Origin of the sequence: Ottowia thiooxydans DSM 14619, from assembly GCF_000422885.1 — a bacterium.
Classification (GTDB): domain Bacteria; phylum Pseudomonadota; class Gammaproteobacteria; order Burkholderiales; family Burkholderiaceae_C; genus Ottowia; species Ottowia thiooxydans.
On the sequence record NZ_AUGX01000049.1, the window covers coordinates 1 to 19,972 of the forward strand.

The following is a 19,972-nucleotide window of genomic DNA, read 5'->3' on the forward strand; positions in this document are numbered from 1 at the left end:
GAAAGTCAATGAAATCAACGGTCTACCCAGACCACCCCCGCGCCAGTGCTAGCTTTGCGTACCGTCACTTATTGCACTGAAAACGAGGAGACCCCAACAAAAGGCGACCTCGTCGTTGCAGGGGGCGGCAAACAATTTGACGATTTTTTGCTCGTATTTTTGTTTGTATGAAGTGGGCCCTGGGGGTGGGGCCCCTGCACTACACTGCAACTATGCTTGACGATCTAAATGGACGAAGCTGCTTCGTTCACTTTGAGTCGATGACTATGCTGTTGATGTCATTCTGTGCACATGAGCCCAGCTTTCTGGTTCATTCAGCCAGGGCATGGGGCCGTGATGCCCAGATCCATCATTCGCATGTGAATATCTCTGGAGTCGACGACTGATGCAATTGCTGTTGGTGGTGTCCGGTGACTATGGCGAGCTTGGCGGTGCCATGTATTTTTTGCAGGGTGTCGATGCGAACATTTCTGCCCACGTGCTTTTACCGACGGCATTGCGTCATGCGGTTTCCTCGACGGCGACGATGAGGGTCGATCATTACGACACGCTATCTGATATTGAGGCCTGCGTTGAGCAGCTGGCCCCTGATGTGGTGATGTTGTTCTCGGGTTATTTGTTGACCATCGGCAAGCGCTTTTCTTTTTTCAATGCCGTGGCTTTGTTGTGGAGGTTGAAGCGGCGTGGCGTTCCGGTGTTGACCAGTGACCCTTTTTTGGGGCTTCTGGACAGCCCGAATGCACTGGACTTCAATGCCGTGCTGTCGCAGGGCCGACTGTCCTGGCGCCAGCGTTTGCTCAGCCAGCGGTTGGCGTGGCGCTTGTATTTCTTGAAGGTTCAGTTGCGTTGGTGTTGGCATGTTTACCCCTCGCCGATCCAACGATTGCATGCCGACCGGCCCGGTGCCTTGTCGTATGCTGCTTTGCCTGCAGCGAAATCCATGGCCGTTGAGCTCGCTGCAGATCCCCCCAGCTGGATTTTTGTGTTGTCGCAGGTGGATTGCCGGATACAGATGCGTAAAGGCGGTGAAGGTTTTGTTTCGACGTTGGTTCAACGTCTTCTGGAGTGCGTTGCTTTGGGGCGCAAGGCGGTGCTGGTGGCGCCCTCGTTTCTGTTGAGTGCCGTCCGTGACAAGCTCTGCTTAGCCACCGAGGTCGAGTTGATTGGTGATGAGGGTTATGCGGCATTCATGCGTCGGCTGATGCATGCGGAGTATGCCTTTTTCTGGAATTACTATTCCTTCTCCATCATTCATCGCGTGCGGGCCAATCGACCAGTAATGTTTTTTGATGTAGGCCACATGGTGCACATCATGCCCAAGCTGCACGATGCAGGGGTACAGCTGTTTTATGACGCTTGGCGGCCCCCCTTGTTGCCCTTGGAACAGCCTTTTAAGGATGCTGATTTGGCTCATCGTGCAGATGAGTCTGTCGCGCAATTTGAGCGCATTAATCAAGGCTTACAGCTCTGCGCGTCTCCGACTGCGCTGTTGGCTCAGGTCCGATTAGCGAATCAGGGGGATGTTCTGAATTCGCAGACTTGACACCTTGGAGGGCAGGCTGCGCGGGCCTCGGTAAACCGCGTAGTCTTGGGTGTCTTGCAAGATGACGGCGGCCGCGCCAATCAGGTTGTGGCTGCCGACCTTAAGAAACGGCGCGATGGTTGCGTTGAGCCCAATGAAGCTGTAGTCTCCAATCGTGGTTGAATCACCAATTACGGCAGAAGTGATCCAGACATGGTCGCCAATTTTGACCTTCAGTGCGATGCGTGAGTTGCTCCAGATGATGGAGTTGGCCCCGACGTCGACATGTGGGTGAATATTCACCTGGTCCATGATCATGGTGTTGGGGCGGGCCACGAAGTTTTTGGGGACATGAGCCTTGCTGCTGATGAACGACGCCAGGCGGTAGCCGGCGGCGGTGACTTGAGTGACTTTATCGGCGCGTAAGGTGTTGATTTTCCCCACCCCCACGGCCACGAATAAATCATCCTGGGCCAGATCCATGACCTGAGGCAGTTCTTCGAAGGGAATCACTGGCAAGCCGTTGAACTCGGTCTCTCGCATATAGGCCCCGTCGACGGTGAAGCCTGCGATCTCATAGGCGCTGTCGGTGCTGAACAGGTAGTAGGCCATGTCGGCGAAGTTTTGGGTACCGAAAATGAACAGTTTCTTGGACATGGCCTCTCCGTGGTCAATGCACTTTGGTGCGGGATGTTCGTCAACTGGTCGCCGCTTGGCAGGCCTGAGCAATCAGCTCGCAAGCTTGATGCCAGTCGGTGGTGTTCATGGTGGCCGCTGGCAACAAACGCATGAAGCGACCGGTGATCGTCACCAGCAGGTGGTGATCGTGAAGAGTTTGGGCAAGGGTGCTAATGTTCACTGACGCGCCCAGCTCCAAGCACCACAACGCGCCTTGACCGCGTACGAAGACCTGTGTCGGATCGAGCGGCGCCAAAGTCTGTCTGGCGATTTCATCCAGCTGCTGGACCTGTTGCGTTAGTGGTAACTCGGCCATGCGTTGCAAGGTGGCCTCCACCACGGCCAGCGCCAACGGATTGCCCGCAAAGGTGCTGCCCGGCAAGGCTTGAGGGGTGATCTGGATGTGCATACCCAGGGCCACACAGGCCACAGGAAACCCATTGCCCATGCTCTTGGCGAAGATCAACATATCGGGTGTGCCGACAAGTCGTTCTGCATAAAACGCGGGCCCAGTCCGGTACAACCCAGTCAGTGTTTCATCGAAGATGCACAGACTGCCGTGTTCGTGGCACAGCGCGATGGCTTGCTCATAGAACGCTGCGGAGGCTTGATGCGCGCCATTAGAGCCTTGCAGGGGCTCGACGAACAAGGCGGCGATTTTTCCAGTACGCAGCACAGCGAGCAGTTGTTCAAGTATGTCGGATTCGGCGCATCGGTCGACAAATGGCAGGGTGTGCAATCCACCGGGACGCAAGGGCGCATTTGGCCAACACAATGCGGCACTCATGGCCGATTTGCCGTGCATGCTTCGTTCGAAGGCAATGAATGCTTGGCGGCCCGTGTGGGTGGCGGCCAGTCGCATGGCGTATTCAGCCGCCTCCATGCCGGTGGACAGCAGACCTGCCTGACGCATGTCAGACGCAAGCAGTTGGTTAATCAATCGATCGACACGGGGTTGATGATCGACAGGCAGGCGGCCTGCGGCCCAGAGTCGCGTTGACTGGGCTTGCAAGGCGGCGGTGATCTTGGGCTCGCAATGGCCTAAAAAAACCGCGCCATAACCGGTGATCAGATCTGTCCATCCTTGGCCGTGCTGGTCGTGCAGCAGACTGCCCAGGCCACGACTCAGCATGGGTGGTGTGATGGATGGCGTCATGGTGAAGTGCTCGAAGTGCGTTCCGCTGGATCGGTTTGAGCTGTTGCTGCCACAGCCTGCCGAACTGCGCGTTGAGCGGGCTGTTGATGCAGCACGATAAGCCCGCTCAACCCGATGAGGCAGCCCACGAGAAATTGCATCGTGGGCCAGGGTGTCAGCTGGGGAAGTACTATCAGCATGGCGATCGAGGGCAGAAGATACAGGCCATCTCGGGGGCGGATGTGCAGATGCCCCTGGTGAATGGCCGCGATCAGCAATGCCGACATGACCCAGGCCTCACTCAGACACCACGCCATGGCGGCTGCTTGGGAACCCAGTTGAGGTACCCACCACAGGTTGGCCGCGATATTCAAACTCAGGCCTATCAGGCTGATGCGCATCAGCAGTGCATCCTGGCCCTGAGCCAGGCAAGCCACGGCCAAGACGGGGGTGACCAGTGCAAAGCCCAACCCTATCGAGAGCCACTGAAAAACCGGTACCGCAGACGCAGTGCCTTGCGTGTAGGTGTCACCATAGAGAAAGCCCAAGATCCAGGGCCCGACGAAATGACCGCCTACGGCCATGCTGCAGGACAAGGCAATGAGCCACCTGGTCAGCGCGTTTAGTTGTAACCGGAATGTGGCGTGGTGGTGTTGAACCATCCAGGACATCGCCGCAATCAGTGGGGTGGTAAACATCCAGGCTGTGTCGGTCAGTGGCGCGAACAGCCGCTGAGCGGCACTGAAGGTGCCCAGCTCGTGGGGTTCCCGCCAAGTCCAGAGAAAAAAAACGCCCGTTAGGGCCGACAACTTGTAGCTGACACCGGCCAAACCGAACAACCATGCCTTGCGCAACAGCGGGCGCAAGCCAGGCGAACTCCATGAGGCGCGTAACCGATAACCCAGCAGTTGCGTGGCTTGCCACCGACTGCCCCAAAGTTGCAGCCATTCGCGAGTGATCACGGCCAACCCCATGGCACCACCTGCGCTGATGGCGGTGGCCCAGGCCAGGAACGGGGTTTTCAACAGAGCGATGCCCGAGATCAAAAAGGTGGACTGTGTGGCCAGCGCCAATGTGGAGGCGCGACCGAAAGCCTGGCGTGTTTGAAACACCACGTGGTAGCTGCTCCAGGGCATGAAGAGCAACACCACGGCCGCACTGAACAGCACCCAGCGTTGTTCCGCTTGCTGCACAGGGCCCCAGCACCCCCACAGGGTGACGCCTGCTGCCAGCACCAGGCTCAGTAGGCAGCGCCATGTCATCAAGGCATTCAGTAGGTCACGTTCATCGGAGGGTTGTTGTGCCACTTGCCGTGTGGTGACCGCGGTGGTACCCATGTCCAGTATTTCTTGCGCCGCGAGGAATAGACCTGAGATTAGGCCCACGAAACCGAATGCGGCCGGCTCGAGCCAACGTCCCAACAACACCGTCGCCAGAACGAATAGCAATAACCGCAACCCTTGCGCGATGACCACGATGCGCTGGTTGCGGGTGACCCGGCTCGCCCCCGCGTGAATGGCGTGCTGAGAGTTTTCAGCGTGCGTCACGCCCGTTGGCGCAGGAGGTCGCATCATCGTGTTGATTTGTCCAGTACGACACGATCCAGGATCATGGCGGTGATGCTCAAGGGGGGCAGTTTGTAGCTCAAGCGCACCGCCCCTTTTCCTGCCTTGCTTTTGGCGGTCAGCGAACCTTCTTGCAAACGGATCTCACCTGGAGCGCCCCGGTTGAAGCGTGAGAGTTCCACCTGCTTGGCCCACTTCAGGCCGGGAATTTGCGGCAACTCGGTGCCGGTATGGGCATCCAAAGCGCTGGCGGACAAGGTTTGCGTGCTGACTTTAGTGAAAGAGCTCACACCATAGAGGGTGATGTCGCCATCCATGACTTGCGTATCGCTCTTGTTCACGAGCATCATCGCCAACGTGCCGTTGTCGAGCGTGGCAACGGCATCAACCAACGGAACTTTACTGGTGGCGCTCACCACGCCCAGGCCCGAGGTGCTGAAGGTGGGAGATGAGACCTCGGTTTGAACCAGGTTTTTCCCAAGGTGATGGCGATACATGCTGAAGGCCATACCCGGTGCCGTGCTGGCCCAGCCCCCTTGCCGGCGGCCCACCCATCCCATGAAGGCGCTGTCGGTGAGTTTGAAGAAGTTGGCCATCTCAACCCGGGGCGCTCGCAGAAAGGTGTTCAGGGTCGACGCGACAAACAACGCAGACCCCATGGTTTTGACATGGTCGACCCATGGACTGGCGGGTAGGACATGGAAAAACGGCCCCCATTCCGTGATGGCCAATGAAATTGGCCTGGCGGGGTTTTCGTACTTGGCCAGCAAGGCGGACACGTCTTTCAGATTGGTCTCGATCTGCTGTGGCGCTGCAAGCATGGCCTGATAGACCGCCCGGGCATCCGCGGTTTCTTTCACACCGATGACCACCGGGGCATAGGCATTGTGGATGGCCAAAAAGTCGACTTGTGGCGCGGCCTGTTTCAGCAGAGTTTCAGTCCATCGGTCGTCGGCAATGAAACGGTAGTTGCCGTAGTTAAGGCCGCCAATAGCCCCGATGCGGATGTCCGGATCGGCCGCCCGCATGGCCTTGGCGAAGTCCATGAATTTCTGGGTGTATTTCGAGGCCGACATTTCTGCGCCCGACAGGTCGCCCTTCATGTAGAGCTCGTTGCCGATTTCCCACCAGCGAACTTTGGGTTGAATTTCTTTTTTTGCGTAGTTGACCCAGTCTGCGGCTTCTTGAGGTGTGCCGGTGCCTGCATTGACGGTGAACATCAGTTCTGCGCCGACGAATCGAGCCACCTCTGCGATTTCTTGCGAGCCCAAGACATGGCGAGACTTGGGGCCACCTGGGTGGTGCAACGTGGTGGGACGTTTGTCCTGAGGCCCAATGCCGTCACGCCAGTGGTAGGTGTCGGAGAACACCCCGCCAGGAAAACGAATCACCGTGGGCCCTATCTCTTTGGACAGCCGTAATCCTTCCGTATCCAGGGCGTTTTTCTTGCTGGACCACAGACCTTGTCCATCGAAAATCCATTCCACATTGGTGCCGTAGAGCGTGGAGGGAATGACCCGTACCACCTGATGAGCATTGACGGTGATGTTGACACGCCCCTCTGCCGCCGTGCTGGTTTGCGGCACAGGGGGGGCTGATTCTGTACGGGCTGCAAGCTGCTCGGACCCAATATTGACACTGTCAAAGAATGCCTGCCCGGATTGGCCCGTCGCGATGGCATAGACGATCAGAATGTCGGCATTGGCGGGGACGGCCAGGACGTGGTTTTGATTGCGCAGCTCCCCGCCAGAGTCGGTTTGCGTCAGTTGGACATTGCCGAGATCACCGCCTTTACCCAGCGCATGGACGCCGACCACGGCCGTGCCGCTATCACTGGCGCCCAGCCGGACTTGTATGCTCACAGTGCGTCCACGCCAGCGAGTGGCATTCAGCAACTGACCGACTCCCAACAGTTTGTCGCCGGTATTGCGACCGTTGGGTTGGAGCACCATCACCTGCCCTGATGCACCGGGTTGCTTGTCCAGCAATTGGACGCGGCCTTTGCTGGTGACGGCGGCGTCGAGCGCCCAGCCCGGAGGTAGCCCATTTTGGGCCGGCTGGTCAAAACCGGGGTTGGCCAATTCAGCACTGTCCACCGCCAGCGCTGCGGGGCAGTTGATTCCAGCGAGTGCCAGCAAACCCCAGAGCAATGTTTGCCGACAGCTGTACAAAATAAGCATCCCCCGCGACCTCATGCAGCTCGCACCTGGCTGAAGTAATTGCGGTACCAGTCAATACTTTCTTTGAGTCCGTCTTCAATGGTGTATTGCGTGAGCCAGCCCAGCATGCTGCGGGCCTTGGCTGCACTGAGGTATTGGTGTGGGATCTCGGCCTTGGCTTCGTTGAGGATTTGGGGTTCCAGATCGGTGCGGCTCATCAAGCGCAAGATGCTGCGGGTGATGTCGAGCACGCTGAGCTGGCTTTCAGTGCTGTAGTTGAAGGCCTGCCCGTGCAGTTTGTCGTCTTCCATGGCTTCCGCCAGGAAAAGATAGAACTGCGCCACGTCCCGGACATAGACATAGTCGCGGATCATGCTGCCATCGCTGCGAATAACGGGGCGTTGGCCATCGATGATGGAGCGGATGGTGCCCGGCACGATGCGGCTGAAATTCAAATCACCGCCACCAAAGAAATTGCCACAACGCGTGATGCAGACCGGCGTGCGGTAAACGTTGTGGTAGGTCTGAGCGATCAAATCGGTGCAGCTCTTCGACACGTCGTAGGGGTGCATGCCTTGCAGTGGCATGGTCTCGTCGTAAGGCAGGCGAGGTTGCTCGCCGTAGGCTTTGTCGCTGGAGGCGATGACAACCCGTTTCACAGTGGAGATCTGGCGGCAGGCGTCCAGTAGATTCCAGGTGCCGCGGATGTTGGCCTCAAAGGTCGAGCGAGGGTTGCGGTTGGCGACGCCGACGATGGGTTGGGCACCCAGGTGCATCACGGTGTCGACTTCGTACTCGTTCACGGCGCGCAGCAGGAGCTCGTAGTCTTCGAGCGAACCGAACACTGTGAAATTTGGCTGTGAGCCGGGAATCAAGCTGGCTTTGGTGGTGCTGGTCAGGTCGCGTACCAGACCAACAACATTGGCGCCGCGCTTGTTCAGCTCAGCGATCATCCAGCTGCCTAGGAAACCTGAGGCGCCCGTCACGAACACATTGCGGCCTTGCCAGAATTTTGGATTGTTCATCATGGTTCTCTCAGTTTTTTTTGGTTTGCGCGGCCTCCAGCGCGAGGTGGTCGAAGTATTGGTAGTGCTTGTTGGTTTGCGTCAGATTAGCGCGTGGCACCAAATCGCTGGTGGACAGCAGCTCTTCCATTTCTTGCTGGTCTTTGTAGGTGTCCATCGACTTGAAGAAACCGTCATGGCGGTAGGTGTAGAGCAAGCCTTTTTCCAGCAGCTTGGGGTAGACCTCTCGTTCGAGGTTGCTGCCTTCCCAGTGATCGAAAACGCCTTTGTTCATGACGAAAAAGCCGGCGTTGATCCAGTGTGAATTCAACCGTGGTTTCTCCTTGAATCCGGTCACCCGGTCTTGCGCGTCATATTCCACCGTGCCGTATTGCGATTGCAGTGGCACGCTGGTGAGGGTGGCCAAACCGCCATGGCTGTTGTGAAAGGCAATCAGTTTGTCCATTGGCACGTCGCACAGGCCGTCGCCGTAGGTGGCCATGAACTGATCGCGCAACAAATGGCGGCACTTGTAGATGCGGCCAGCGGTGTCGGTGTCTTCGCCGGTGTTGACGATAGTGATGTCCAGGTCGTTGTCCTTGTCGGCAAAGTAGTCTAGGATGACTTCCTTACGGTGCCCGATGGACAGAATGAATTCCCGATGCCCTTGAGCGGCAAACAGTTGCATGATCTGTACCAGGATGGGTTTGCCGCCCACAGGCATCATGGGCTTGGGCAAGTAATCGGTGAAGGGATAGGCTCGAGTTCCTTTCCCGCCGGCCAAAATCACAACTTGCATAGACACTCCTAAAGAAAATTGTAAAATAAGGAAATGGGCTACTTGACTTGAAGAACTTCTGGCCGGGCGTGCGGCGCCTCTTGTTCCCGACGCCATGCCAGATTGCGAACATTCCAATAATGAGATGCGACGATCAGGCCCGCCATGACCCAAAACACCCGCGCAGGCCCTGGGACACGCAGATAAAAGCTGCCTAGGCCATCGATCATTATGGCGATCAGGCCCGCCATGGCCCCGACATTGAGCATCAACATCTTCTCGCTCAACGCAAACTGCGTGTTGCGGTAGGCCAGCCATAACAGATGAATGTTCAAGCCCAGGAACAATATCAAACCGATCGTTCCTTGTTCCGACCAAACCAAGAAATAGGTGTTGTGCACAACCGGCCATACCGGGCCAAACATTTCGACCAACTTGGCCGTACTGTAGGGCGTATAGCCCAAAATTTGATAAGAGAAACTGTTCAGCCCAAAGCCGACTATGGGCTTAGCCTGAACCATTTTCCAGGCCACCTGAAGCCATTCGTAGCGAAAGTCCAGCGCACCCGAATCACTAGCGGTCAGTCGGTTGATGATGGGCCCCGCGGCCAATGCGGCGGCGATGCCGATCCCTAGCTTCATACCGCCCTTGAGCAAGCCAAAGCGAAGACGCAACAAGGGGTGAAAGTACAAAAAGCCCATCAAGACCAGCATGGCGACGGCATAGGCGACCCATGCTGTGCGAGACAGTGTCAGCAGCAATCCCACTAGGCCCATGGCTGACAGCAGGGCCAGCAGCCATTTGGTGCGCACCCCATAGTTAGTGAAGATCAAGGCCGTAAAGGTGGGCAGCAAGAGTGCCAAGTAAGCCGAGAACAAATTGGGATGGCCCACCAATCCGGAGACACGGTAGACGTCGCCCGCATGCAAATACACTCCCAGATTGGCACCCAACACGGCTTCGGGGGCTGCTTCGCCCAGAGCCTGCAGCCCCAGCGACCGTTTCAGCGTGTACTGCAAACCTGCGACCAGCAAATTCACCAGCACCCCCCAGGCCAGCGCCACCACCACGTGATGAAAGTGCCGCTCGCGCACGCACTCATTGACGACAACCAGAAACAGCAGCCAGCACTTGAGCATGCGCACCACTTCAAACGCGGCAAACTGTCGATAGGGTCCCAGCAGAATGCTGATGGCACCCAAGCCAATCAGACCCAACCACCAGCCAGATACTCCAGACATTCGATAGTCCTGCCGGTAACCTCGTGCGTAATCGCGAATCAAGAACACGATTAATGGCACCATGAAAAGATCCATCAAGTCAATGCTGAAAGACGGTGCTCCCCCAACGTGAATTTGGCGATTGAAATTGATGGATAAGCCGAAGACCGAACTGACCACCATGCCCAGCAGAAAAAACAAGCGAGGATTTCTGCTGGCGTACAACATCAATGGCAAGAGCGTGCCGGCAATCAACGGCAGCGAATACAACCGATTGGCGCTGAAAAATACAATCACCAATATGGCCGCCCAGAGGGCCGCCACAGCCACCAGCATCCATTGAGGCCACCCCAAGCCCCTGAGCGAAGTCGTTGAAGCAGAGTTGACTGTCATTGTGAACGGACGTCAGGACTCACCAGCCGCCACAATGACGCGCACGTCGTCGACGCCATTGCCTCTCAGTAATTGTTCGGCCGCGAGCAGTTCACGCATTAGTGTCTTGTTTTCATGGGCCAGCAACAGCATGGCATCCGCGTGCGTAGCTGACACCAGGTTGCGTGTGTCGGCAGTCACAGAGCCCAGTTGCAGCAACACATAGTTGTAGCCCGCTCTTGCTTGTTCGAGCAAAGTAGTTAAATGTTGGCGGTGCACCACCAATGGCTTGCCCGCTTGCCCACCTTGAGGCAAGACAGAAACATTTGGAACCGTTGTGGCTTGAATGAGGGCAGCCATCTCGGCAGGACCTTCTCGCATCAACTCGGCATAGCCGGTTTGATGGTCAAGCCCTAGACGTTGGCTGATGCCGCCACCGTCGTTTTTGACGCGTGCATCAATGAGCAGGACCGAGCCGCCTAGTTCGCTTTGCAGACAGTAGGCCTGCATGAGTAGGACATTGGTGGAGAGTTGGTCGTCATTGGCGCAGCTGAAGCCCAGGACAACGCCGCTGTCGGTGCGAGGGTATTCTCGCTCGATCAGGCGCGACAAATAGCGGTAGGAACGGGATGCCGGTTCGCGTTCTTTGACTACGGAGTCCAGCAGAGTTTCATACCACTGTGCCAAGGGTTTTTTGTCTGCAGCCATAATCAGTCGTTGTTGGGCAGACGCCGGGCCTCCCCCATGTTTTGATGAGCGCGCGTGTCCTGCAGCACAGCGCTGGCGGATAGCGGGAAGAGATTGAGCAGGAATTTTTCGTCTTGATCGACCACCGCCAGCAGTTTGAGCGGGCCCTCGCGGGTACTCAGACGCAGTCGGGTCACACGTTCGAACATAATTTCCAGCAGCAACGCGGCAATCACCCCCAGCACCGCGCCAACCAGCAGCGCAGCAGCAATCAACAGCTTGGTCTGCGGCCAAATGGCTTGTTCTGGCGTGTGCGCAGGCTCGACCACGCGCATGGCTGGCGGTGCTGACTTGGCCGTGGCCATGGAAACCGACGCTATGGTCAGTTTTTCGTTTAAGCCCGCATATTTGTTTTCCAGGAAGCCTTGCCGACGCTCAAATTCGTGATTGAGCTGCAATTTTTCAGGAATCTGGTCGAGCAGGCCGCGCATTCTCTCCAGCTCATCCTTCTTGACCTTCAGGGCCGATCGGGAGCCTGCCAGGGTGGATTCGATCGCCAGTTTTTTTGCCAGCAGCACTTCATAGGTCGCTGCCATAGTGTTGGCGCTGCGAACCACAACACTTTGTTGGTTGCCCGATAGCCCGGCCTGAGCTTCCTTAATTTGTTCTTCGATCTCTCGAACTTCGCGGGAGTCCGGCTGAAAAGATCGGAGTGCTGCAGCCAAGGCAAGTTCCAGCTTGGGCAGCCGGTCGCGGCTCGCTTCTTCTTTGAAGACCCGGTCACTCTTGAGTTTGGCGCCTTCAGTTGCAAGCTGGGCCTCGACCGTGTGCAGGGCGGCTTCGTTCTCGGCGGTTTGTGCTTCAAGGTCGGTGACGGCTGCTCGCAAGACCAGCCATTGGCCAATTTGAGCGCGGTCTTTTTCAAATAGCAACACTGCTCCGGTCTCAGAACGGAATTGGCGCACTTCTTTATCCAGTTGGTCCAGCTCACCCTGAGTTTTGGCGGCTTCCTCGCTCAGACTTTTTTGAGCCTGCTGCGCTTCCAGAATAAACCGCTCCCGCCGTTGTTCCAGATAAACCTCGATCAAGGTATTGGCAATTTCGTGAACCCGTTGATTCGAGCCTTTGACAATCACCAGCCCAATATTGGCTTCACCAACTTGGCGAACCGAGACGCCGGTTTCAAAGTCGCTCATGATCTTGTATTGCTCAATCTGCTCCGGCGTTAGCCCGCCGGTCTGTTCGGATTTGCCCAGCACCCAATTTTTGAACTGTCTATAGTGGCGGCCAACCCAAGAGGTGGTCCACAGGTGGATCGCGTATTTACTGAAGGGGTGATATACGTCTTCGTACTTCAGGTCCAGTCGCTGAATAACTTCGCGAAGCACGGCGGGGCTGGTCATCAAGGTAGCCTCATCGTTCAGTCCATCTTTGCGGAAGATGTTCCAGCCTTGATAAAAGGCGGTTCGCTGAATGTCTTTGTCCGAATCCACCGCGACCATCACTTCGGCTTGAAAGGTGGACGGCCAGATCATCACATAGGCGCTGACCAACAGCGTGGTCATAAGCATGGTGGCGATCACCACCCATTTGTGGCCACTGATAGCCTGATTGATGGTGTCTAAGGCGCCTTTGAACTGAAAACTATCAGCTTCAGGGCGGTGCGGAATAGCTTCGGTCTGCAGCATTCGGTGTGTCGTTGGTCGTTGCATTAGGGTTGGTCAGCGGTAGACCTCGCGCAGAATCAACACATTAAAAATGGGGGCCAGGATGGTGCTGGTGTCCTGCAGCGCGCGTACGATTTGGCTGCGTGCGCTTTCGGGAACCAAAATCAAATCGTTGCCTTTGAGTGTCATGGTAGCCATGGCCATATACATCTCAGGTTGGCTCACGTTCTTGCCGTGTGTGTCCAGCAAATGTGATTCCAAGTGCCCATCGGCATTGAGTCGAATGACCGATACGCTGTCCAGCACGCCGGATTTGGTGGCATCGCCTGCTTGCGCTACCGCCTGTGCAAGTGTCGCGGCTTGACGCAGAGGCAACGCACGGGGAATGCCCACTTGGCCCACGATATAGACCATGGGTTCTGGTGGGTTCAGCACCATGACGTTGACGTCAGGCTCTTTCAGTCGCACGCTGAACAGCGTTTTCAATTCCTGGGCCAGATCTTTGGGTGTTTTGCCGGCGGCCTTGATTTCGTCGAGCAAGGGCAGCGAGATGTAATTGTCAGAGCGCACCACGACTTTGCGCGAAAAATCAGGGTGCTTATAGAGAAACACTTCTAGTTGATCGCCGGGCTGTATGAGGTAAACAGTTTCGTACTGACGGGTGGCATTCAGCACCTCAACTTTGACTTTCAACGTCTCTGTGGTTGTCGGGGCGGTGGTGCAGGCGGTGACGAGCAAGCCCAAGAAGCTGGCAGCGACGGTCTGACCAACAAGATGCAGTAGACGCGAAACGATGCGCTCAAAGCGGGAGTTGGTGTTCAAAACTGGGCCCGATCAAGGTGCAAATCAACAGGCAAGTCACAATGCAAGGCGGTTCCCAGCAGGCCATGGGCTGAGGAACGGAGGGCGACAGAGGCCGTATCACGCCAATCCCAGGACATTGCTCGATTCGGGTTGATGTAGACCGAGTCTAACCCAAGCGCATGACCGCATTGAGGCTTGGTAGTGAGCGTATGCAATCTCATGTATTTGACCAATAACGTTGTAGCGAGGGACGAGCCTCTTGATGCTCAAGCTGGGTTTGCAGGTGGTGAGTCAAGCGCTCCGGGACAGGATGGGCGGCTTGTAAGCGTTTGTACATGAATTGCTGGCGAACCTCGCGCTTACAAAAGCCGGCGGTCAGGGCCTCGATTTCAATGGAAGTCAGGTCGGGATGCCAAAAATCCACAATCAAGATGGCGCGACGACGATCACCTCGATTCCATACTTCGTGCTCAAAGGAGTCTTCAAACAGCAGCACTTTGCCTTCTCGCCACGCCATGGTTTCTTGGCCGACGCGGATGCAGCACCCTGGTGGAATCTGTAAGCCCAGATGGCAGCGCACACGCAGGTTGTCCACGCTGCAGTGAGCGCGCAGATGGGAGTCTGAAGCATGGACCGACAGCAAGGCATCGCCCCAGGGATAGTCGAGGCAAATGCCGGGAAGTTGGCGCAGCAGCGCATGCGTTTTGGGGCAAGCCTGCGGATTGAGCGGCTCTAAGTCAATGCCCATGTAATGCAGCAAGTGCACCTGCCACAGGTTGTGCATTGACGTAGGCGTGTACCTCAGGCATTGGTCGTCCGTCAGTGCCGCCCATTCGTCGTGAATGATTGGGGCATGGGCTTGCAGTTGGAGTGCGGCGGGTAAATCGGCTTCGTCCCAGAAAGCGCGGTGACGCAAGCCTGGAAACAGGGGGTAGTCTGGGCTTTGATCAGGTGGCCTGGCGCTGGCCAGTGCCGGCTGCTCGAATGAGCGCAAATAAGCTTTGACCCGATCCAGTTCCGGACCACTTTGCATGATGCGCTCGAAATAACCGCCGTGATGCATGGCTTCAGCAATGGCGGCGCAGTCGTGGGTTTTGATACTCATGACAATGCCGCTCGTTGAAATCGAAGATCGCTGAGCCGAAAAACGGTGTTCAATCCCAGGCGCACCCGCATTCGGTGATTGGCCCACCCGGCACACACCACGCTACCGATGGCGGTGGCGGTAGCGGCGCCCCACGCCCCTCCAAACGGAACGCAGATCCAATTCAGCGCAGCATTAACGAGCATGCCCATGCACAGGCTGAGAATCGCCTCACGACTGTGACCCGACAGGGCGGCCAGCAGAACCGCCGGGCCGCACAAGGCGGCCAACAATTGCCCGCCCAGTAACACCATTAGCGGGCCGTAGGCGGCAGCGTAGTGGGCGCCAAAGAGTCTGGTCAACCAAGGTCCGAGCAATGCAAATGACATCAGCGCGGCAAAGCACGTCAGTACAACCAGCCGAGTGCTACGTGCGACGACCTCTTGAGCCTGTTGTGTATTGCCGGCGCGCAGCGCAGGCAAGCACGCCACGAATTGCGGCGCCATGACGGTGGTGATTGCATTCACCGCCATCAGCACGGTTTGTGAAAACCGCTGAGCGACGGCATAGACGGCGACAGAAGACTCCGGGGCTTGCCAACCGAGCAGCAACAGGTCCAGGCGTTCGTTGGCCGCGGCGACCAGCAGCACGGCCAGAACCCCTACTGCAGCTTGAGCCCAGGGCCTGGGGGCATAGCCTGGGGCGACCTGAGGGATGGCCCTACGTTGGAGCTGATAGGTCAGTGCGCTGGCGATCAGCAAAAGCAGCACAGAGACGGCCAAATATAGATCCATGACCACGGCTGGAGATAACCACGTTCCGGCAGCGGGCCATAACGCAGCCAATCCCAGCAGCATCAACACCGTGCGCAGCATGGAACTCAAGACCTCGGCCAGCAGGGCGTGATGCAGCGCCTGCAGGCTGCCTGCGAGCACACTGACGAGCACGTTGGGCAGCAATAAAGCCAGACCAATTTTTACCAAGGGGATCGAGGACGCTGTCGGCTCAATCCAGCCAAGCTGCAGGACAACCCAAGCGGCGGCCATGAGCAGTAGCGAGGTCAGCAGGGCCGATCCAAATCCAAAAATCAACACCCCTCGCGCTAAATCGGGTCGATCGCTGGCCAGGCTTTCCCCCACAAATCGAACCACCACCAAGGGCATGCTGATGCTACCCAAGGCGGTGGCCATGGCCAACCAGGCCAGCGTGAGGCTGACGTGCGCAAAGCCTGTGGGCTCCATGCTTCGAGCCAGCAAGATGTTCAATAAAAACGCAAATGCGGCACCGCTCAGCTTGGCCGCTACATTGATCAACCCCGCATGTCGCCGCCAGCCAGGGGGGCGATCCATGCGCTCCGACACCGCTGTTTCAGTAGGCATTCGGATCGTCCAATACCTTGAATACAGTCATCCACAGAATGCGAATGTCCAACCAGAGTGACCACTCATTGATGTATTCAAGGTCGTAGCGAATTCGGTTCTCCATTTTATCGGGCGTGTCCGTCTCGCCGCGAAACCCATGCACTTGCGCCCATCCGGTGATGCCTGGTTTGACCTTGTGACGCAGCATGTAGCCATCGATCAGCTTGCGTTGTGATTCGTTCAGCGCCACCGGGTGTGGGCGCGGGCCCACAAGCGACATGCGGCCCTGCAGCACATTGATGAACTGGGGTAACTCATCCAAGGAGGTGCGGCGCAGGAAGGCCCCCAATGGCGTGATACGCATGTCTCCTTTGCGGGCCTGAACGAATTCGTTCTTGCCATCTTCGACAACGGCCATGGAGCGGAATTTGTAGATGAAAAACTCTTTGCCATCCAGGCCATAGCGGCGTTGGGCAAAGATCGCTGTTCCCTTGGACGTTGCGCGAATGGCTAGCGCAATAGTCATCATGGGCAGGGCCAAGATCACCAGCGCAAAGGATGCGAGCGCAATGTCAACGGCGCGTTTCAGGACACCATCGACACCATGGTGGGGCGTATCCACCAGACTCACCATGGGCATGCCCCCTAAGACATCCCAACGGGCGCGCAATAAACCAAATGGTGAGAAATCAGCCACAAACAAAACGGACACGGCGGAGTCGCGCAGTTGATCCACTAGTTGGCGAATACGCAACTCGGCTCTTAAGGGCAATGTGATGTAGACTATATCAACATCGCCCTGCCGAATGCGTTGCATGAGGTCATTGAGGTCGCCAGTGATGGGGACTTTGTTGAAGACCCGATCCACCTCAGGACGTCGGCCTTCAAATACGCCCAGAATGCGGATGCCCATCCACGGGTTGCGCCGCAATTGTTCTATTACATGAAAACTGGTGTCGTTGGCGCCAATGACAGCCGCCACGCGGAAATTGCTGCCACGTCTGCGCAGTGTGCGCAGAGTCAGGCGCAGCACCACGCGCCCACCGCCCAACATTGCATAGGCGAGTAAACCCCAAACAGGAACCAGGGCGCGCGGCATGTCTGGCCAAGGATTAACGACATAAAGCACCGCCATCAACAGCAGCATCGTGGCACAACAGCATACCAGTGCGCGGGAGAGCTCCGCACGCAATGGAGCGATTCTCCAGGATCGGTACAGCAGCCATTGTCCGGCAGACAGGTTGAAGAAGGCCAATGACAACAGGGCCATGAGCAGATGTTCTTCGCTCCAGGGCGAGTTTAGCCACTCGCCAGCGAGCCACAGTGCAGCCATTAGGCAGCCTGCGTCGCTCAGTCGAAATAACTCAACCAATGTGGCGCCGTGGCTGTGGACCCAGCCTCGTTTGTGGCCACGGTTTGAGGAGGGATAAGACGTTGTCATGGTTTGCGCAGGGTGCCTGGGTAAAAAACATGGACATCAAGTGACGGTGGAACGATCAAGGGTTGAGGTGACAAACCGCACAAGATGTGTGCGCTGATGTTTGGTTGCCTTGCAAGAAGCTTGCCTGGCTGACTTGCTTGATTGATGGCCGGCAAATGGTCGAACAATGCTGGGCACACGTGCTGAGCTCTGCTGAGAATATGCTACAAAATCCACTAAAGTCTCGACCCTGTCAGTTACTATATCAGTAGCGGATGCTAACTCTTCGTCAAGGCAGTGCAGTTTTTTTTGTCTTATGTTGACCGATATTGGAACAAAAAATGTGGGAAATTTTGTTGAACGGTCAACTAAAAAAGAACCGTCATGAGTCGGTCCTGAACAACCCCCAGAACTCGCGTGAATGCTGGGTTGTCGAGTTTTTCACGGGTGCCGATTCCCCCAGCTTGCATTTCAGTAGCAGGCAGTTTCTGGGAGTTTTTCGTGATGTTTGCTTGCCCCGCCACTGACGATTTCTTCCGCTCACGCATCGATCAGATGATCGGCCTGCGCCACCCGCTGGCGGTGCTGGCTTCGCGCATGCCTTGGCAAGGGATCGAGGCGCGCGTGGCTCACCTGTTCGTGCGCAAGGTCCACGTCGGCGTGGCCATGTCCGATCTTGACCACTTTGACGAGAAACCTCAGCGCAATGCAACGGCGAGTAACGCTGGACGCCTACGTGTGCCTCTGCGCGTGATGATTGCGCTGCTGTACCTCAAATACGTATTCAACGAATCCGACGATGGCGTAGTCCGGCGTTGGACTGATACGCTGCGCTGGCAGCGCATTGCCGATCAATCCCGCAGCCGCAAGAGCGCCACAGGTACACCGAAGCTCTACGCTTGGCACGCATCGGAGGCGGAGTGCATTGCCAAAGGCAAGAGCCAGACACCCTACGAATTCGGGGTTAAGGTAGGCATTGCCAGCGCGCTGCACCACAACCTGGTAGGGGCATCATGGCGTTCAAAGGCAAGCCGTATGATGGGCACACATTGGCCGAGCAGATGGAGAAGGCGGCCGTGCTGGTGCAGGACACGGGTGTCAAGCCGGTGACGGCGTATGTGGACCTGGGTTGCCGGGGCGTGGATGCTGCCAATACGGGCCTGGCCATCAAGCACCGGGGCAAGCTCAAGACGATGACGGCCAAGGAGCGAAAATGGCTCAATCAGCGCCAGTCGATCGAGTCCATCTCGGGCATCTCAAGGCCGATCACCGCACGGGCAGGTGCCACCTCAAGGGTGAGCAAGGCGACCGGCTGCACGCGGTGCTTTATGCGGCAGGCTGCAACACCAGTGGCTGTTGCGCATGATCACCAAAAAGGGGGCCTTCTTGCGAAGGGTTTATTCGCGCATATGTCATGCAGCCGGCCCATGTCTGAACTGGCTGGGATGCTGCCTGAACTCGCCACCCTAACTCGTCAGACGTCTGCAACAGGGTTGGCCGTTGCAGCAAAATGAACTTTTCAGGGGTGGCTCATGAGGGCATTGGTCTGCGGAGTTTTAGGGCAAGACGGCGCCTATCTGGCGCGTTTGTTGCTGAATAAGGGCTACGACGTTTGGGGAACGTCACGTCGTGTGTCCCATTCATCGTTGGATAATTTGAATTATTTGAACATTCAGCATCAGGTTCATCTGCTCACCATGAATGCGAACGACGACGCGAATGTCCGCGAGGTCGTGGCAAAAAGCCAGCCCGATGAGCTGTACTGGCTGTCGGGACAAAGCTCAGTCGGACGATCTTTTCAACAACCTCACGACACCGTACATGGTGGTGTCTTGGGGCTCTTGAATGTATTGGAGGCGGTCAGGTTGTTGAATCCTCTAGCCCGTGTGTTCAATGCCAGTTCGGGCGAGATCTTTGGCGATCTGGGGGATCGGCTGGCCGAAGAGCTGTCGCCTCTGCAGGCGGCCAGTCCTTATGCGGCAGCCAAAGTGGCGACCCACGCCCTGATTCAAAGCTATCGATTGGGTTTTGGTCTGTTCGCCAGCAATGGCATTTTGTTTAATCACGAGTCACCGCTGCGTCCACACAGTTTCGTGACGCGCAAAATTGTGGCGGCGGCGGCGCGGGCCCGAGATACCGGTGAGATGCTTTCTCTAGGGCGCTTGGACATAGCTCGGGATTGGGGTTGGGCCCCGGACTATGTGGAGAGCATGTGGTTGACTTTGCAGCATGATCGGCCCGACGACTTTGTCATCGCGACCGGCCAGGCCCATGCATTGACTGATTTTGTGGCGCAAGCCTATGCCTTCTTTGATTTGGACTGGCATGACCATGTACGCAGTGATCCCTCTTTGTTTCGCCCCAGCGATCGCACCTTCAGTGCAGGCTCGCCAGACAAGGCTGCACGCGACTTGGGCTGGCGCAGTCGCCACCAGATGCCTGATGTGGTGCGAATGATGTGTGAGGCCGAGCAAATTCTGCTGACGACAACTTCTCCACAGCGAGGTGCTTGATTT

17 protein-coding genes are annotated in these 19,972 nt (G+C 56.9%); 4 read left to right on the forward strand and 13 right to left on the reverse strand.

Translation table 11 applies throughout. The features are described 5' to 3' along the window. Window positions 1-385: 385 nt before the first annotated feature. The gene (locus G518_RS0123750) at window positions 386-1,543 is read left to right on the forward strand and encodes a hypothetical protein (RefSeq protein WP_028604658.1); all 1,158 of its coding nucleotides are present in this window, start codon (window positions 386-388) and stop codon (window positions 1,541-1,543) included. Here G518_RS0123750 and G518_RS0123755 read toward each other — a convergent pair. The 13 genes from G518_RS0123755 to G518_RS0123815 all read right to left on the reverse strand — a co-directional run bounded on the left by G518_RS0123755 (window position 1,505) and on the right by G518_RS0123815 (window position 17,369). Next, entirely contained in the window at window positions 1,505-2,179 is a 675-nt protein-coding gene (locus G518_RS0123755; protein WP_028604659.1) for an LbetaH domain-containing protein, read from the reverse strand. The genes G518_RS0123750 and G518_RS0123755 overlap by 39 nt on opposite strands. Window positions 2,180-2,219: 40 nt before the next feature. Then, window positions 2,220-3,356: an aminotransferase class III-fold pyridoxal phosphate-dependent enzyme gene (locus G518_RS0123760; protein ID WP_028604660.1), complete on the reverse strand. Its 1,137-nt coding sequence runs from the start codon at window positions 3,354-3,356 to the stop codon at window positions 2,220-2,222. Beyond that, window positions 3,353-4,909, reverse strand: coding sequence for an oligosaccharide flippase family protein (locus G518_RS0123765; RefSeq protein WP_084652198.1), 1,557 nt, complete (start codon window positions 4,907-4,909; stop codon window positions 3,353-3,355). Before G518_RS0123765 ends, G518_RS0123760 begins: the two co-directional genes overlap by 4 nt. Next, window positions 4,906-7,080: an alpha-L-arabinofuranosidase C-terminal domain-containing protein gene (locus tag G518_RS0123770; RefSeq protein ID WP_028604662.1), complete on the reverse strand. Its 2,175-nt coding sequence runs from the start codon at window positions 7,078-7,080 to the stop codon at window positions 4,906-4,908. The genes G518_RS0123765 and G518_RS0123770 overlap by 4 nt, the downstream gene beginning before the upstream one ends. A gap of 11 nt (window positions 7,081-7,091) precedes the next feature. After that, on the reverse strand, window positions 7,092-8,084 hold the full coding sequence (locus tag G518_RS0123775) for a GDP-mannose 4,6-dehydratase (protein ID WP_211231759.1): 993 nt from the start codon (window positions 8,082-8,084) through the stop codon (window positions 7,092-7,094). A gap of 10 nt (window positions 8,085-8,094) precedes the next feature. Further along, window positions 8,095-8,862 (reverse strand): sugar phosphate nucleotidyltransferase, encoded by a 768-nt coding sequence (locus G518_RS36625; protein WP_084652200.1) that lies wholly within the window; start codon window positions 8,860-8,862, stop codon window positions 8,095-8,097. A gap of 38 nt (window positions 8,863-8,900) precedes the next feature. Continuing rightward, entirely contained in the window at window positions 8,901-10,454 is a 1,554-nt protein-coding gene (locus G518_RS0123785) for an O-antigen ligase family protein (protein ID WP_084652202.1), read from the reverse strand. Window positions 10,455-10,466: 12 nt separating this feature from the next. Beyond that, entirely contained in the window at window positions 10,467-11,141 is a 675-nt protein-coding gene (locus G518_RS0123790; protein WP_028604665.1) for a P-loop NTPase family protein, read from the reverse strand. A gap of 2 nt (window positions 11,142-11,143) precedes the next feature. After that, complete coding sequence (locus G518_RS0123795; RefSeq protein ID WP_028604666.1) at window positions 11,144-12,808, reverse strand: GumC family protein; 1,665 nt, start codon at window positions 12,806-12,808, stop codon at window positions 11,144-11,146. Window positions 12,809-12,841: 33 nt separating this feature from the next. Continuing rightward, a complete protein-coding gene (locus G518_RS38740) occupies window positions 12,842-13,609 on the reverse strand; it encodes a polysaccharide biosynthesis/export family protein (RefSeq protein ID WP_051237334.1) in 768 nt (255 codons plus the stop codon). Between the two features lie 199 nt (window positions 13,610-13,808). Then, window positions 13,809-14,696, reverse strand: coding sequence for an aspartyl/asparaginyl beta-hydroxylase domain-containing protein (locus G518_RS36635; protein WP_051237335.1), 888 nt, complete (start codon window positions 14,694-14,696; stop codon window positions 13,809-13,811). Continuing rightward, window positions 14,693-16,054 carry a lipopolysaccharide biosynthesis protein gene (locus tag G518_RS0123810; RefSeq protein ID WP_084652207.1) on the reverse strand — a complete coding sequence of 454 codons (1,362 nt, stop codon included), beginning with the start codon at window positions 16,052-16,054 and terminating at the stop codon, window positions 14,693-14,695. Before G518_RS0123810 ends, G518_RS36635 begins: the two co-directional genes overlap by 4 nt. After that, window positions 16,044-17,369: an undecaprenyl-phosphate glucose phosphotransferase gene (locus G518_RS0123815; RefSeq protein WP_051237336.1), complete on the reverse strand. Its 1,326-nt coding sequence runs from the start codon at window positions 17,367-17,369 to the stop codon at window positions 16,044-16,046. The genes G518_RS0123810 and G518_RS0123815 overlap by 11 nt, the downstream gene beginning before the upstream one ends. A gap of 591 nt (window positions 17,370-17,960) precedes the next feature. Here G518_RS0123815 and G518_RS40725 point away from each other — a divergent pair. Genes G518_RS40725 through G518_RS0123830 form a run of 3 tightly spaced genes read left to right on the forward strand, consistent with a single transcriptional unit; the run spans window position 17,961 to window position 19,969 of the window. Then, window positions 17,961-18,566 carry a transposase gene (locus tag G518_RS40725; protein WP_051237337.1) on the forward strand — a complete coding sequence of 202 codons (606 nt, stop codon included), beginning with the start codon at window positions 17,961-17,963 and terminating at the stop codon, window positions 18,564-18,566. Then, window positions 18,470-18,970: a hypothetical protein gene (locus G518_RS40730; RefSeq protein WP_211231761.1), complete on the forward strand. Its 501-nt coding sequence runs from the start codon at window positions 18,470-18,472 to the stop codon at window positions 18,968-18,970. The genes G518_RS40725 and G518_RS40730 overlap by 97 nt, the downstream gene beginning before the upstream one ends. Window positions 18,971-18,988: 18 nt before the next feature. Further along, window positions 18,989-19,969 carry a GDP-mannose 4,6-dehydratase gene (locus G518_RS0123830; protein ID WP_028604670.1) on the forward strand — a complete coding sequence of 327 codons (981 nt, stop codon included), beginning with the start codon at window positions 18,989-18,991 and terminating at the stop codon, window positions 19,967-19,969. Window positions 19,970-19,972: the final 3 nt, after the last annotated feature.

Excerpts from the sequence above, each read along its gene's own strand:
- G518_RS0123760 (WP_028604660.1), bottom strand. The coding sequence starts at position 3,356 with ATGACGCCATCCATCACACCACCCATGCTGAGTCGTGGCCTGGGCAGT.
- G518_RS0123790 (WP_028604665.1), bottom strand. The coding sequence starts at position 11,141 with ATGGCTGCAGACAAAAAACCCTTGGCACAGTGGTATGAAACTCTGCTG.
- G518_RS0123830 (WP_028604670.1), top strand. The coding sequence starts at position 18,989 with ATGAGGGCATTGGTCTGCGGAGTTTTAGGGCAAGACGGCGCCTATCTG.
- G518_RS40730 (WP_211231761.1), top strand. The coding sequence starts at position 18,470 with ATGGCGTTCAAAGGCAAGCCGTATGATGGGCACACATTGGCCGAGCAG.
- G518_RS0123775 (WP_211231759.1), bottom strand. The coding sequence starts at position 8,084 with ATGAACAATCCAAAATTCTGGCAAGGCCGCAATGTGTTCGTGACGGGC.
- G518_RS0123750 (WP_028604658.1), top strand. The coding sequence starts at position 386 with ATGCAATTGCTGTTGGTGGTGTCCGGTGACTATGGCGAGCTTGGCGGT.
- G518_RS0123795 (WP_028604666.1), bottom strand. The coding sequence starts at position 12,808 with ATGCTGCAGACCGAAGCTATTCCGCACCGCCCTGAAGCTGATAGTTTT.
- G518_RS0123785 (WP_084652202.1), bottom strand. The coding sequence starts at position 10,454 with ATGACAGTCAACTCTGCTTCAACGACTTCGCTCAGGGGCTTGGGGTGG.
- G518_RS0123755 (WP_028604659.1), bottom strand. The coding sequence starts at position 2,179 with ATGTCCAAGAAACTGTTCATTTTCGGTACCCAAAACTTCGCCGACATG.
- G518_RS36635 (WP_051237335.1), bottom strand. The coding sequence starts at position 14,696 with ATGAGTATCAAAACCCACGACTGCGCCGCCATTGCTGAAGCCATGCAT.
- G518_RS0123810 (WP_084652207.1), bottom strand. The coding sequence starts at position 16,054 with ATGCCTACTGAAACAGCGGTGTCGGAGCGCATGGATCGCCCCCCTGGC.
- G518_RS0123765 (WP_084652198.1), bottom strand. The coding sequence starts at position 4,909 with ATGATGCGACCTCCTGCGCCAACGGGCGTGACGCACGCTGAAAACTCT.
- G518_RS0123815 (WP_051237336.1), bottom strand. The coding sequence starts at position 17,369 with ATGGCTGCACTGTGGCTCGCTGGCGAGTGGCTAAACTCGCCCTGGAGC.
- G518_RS0123770 (WP_028604662.1), bottom strand. The coding sequence starts at position 7,080 with ATGCTTATTTTGTACAGCTGTCGGCAAACATTGCTCTGGGGTTTGCTG.
- G518_RS36625 (WP_084652200.1), bottom strand. The coding sequence starts at position 8,862 with ATGCAAGTTGTGATTTTGGCCGGCGGGAAAGGAACTCGAGCCTATCCC.
- G518_RS40725 (WP_051237337.1), top strand. The coding sequence starts at position 17,961 with ATGTTTGCTTGCCCCGCCACTGACGATTTCTTCCGCTCACGCATCGAT.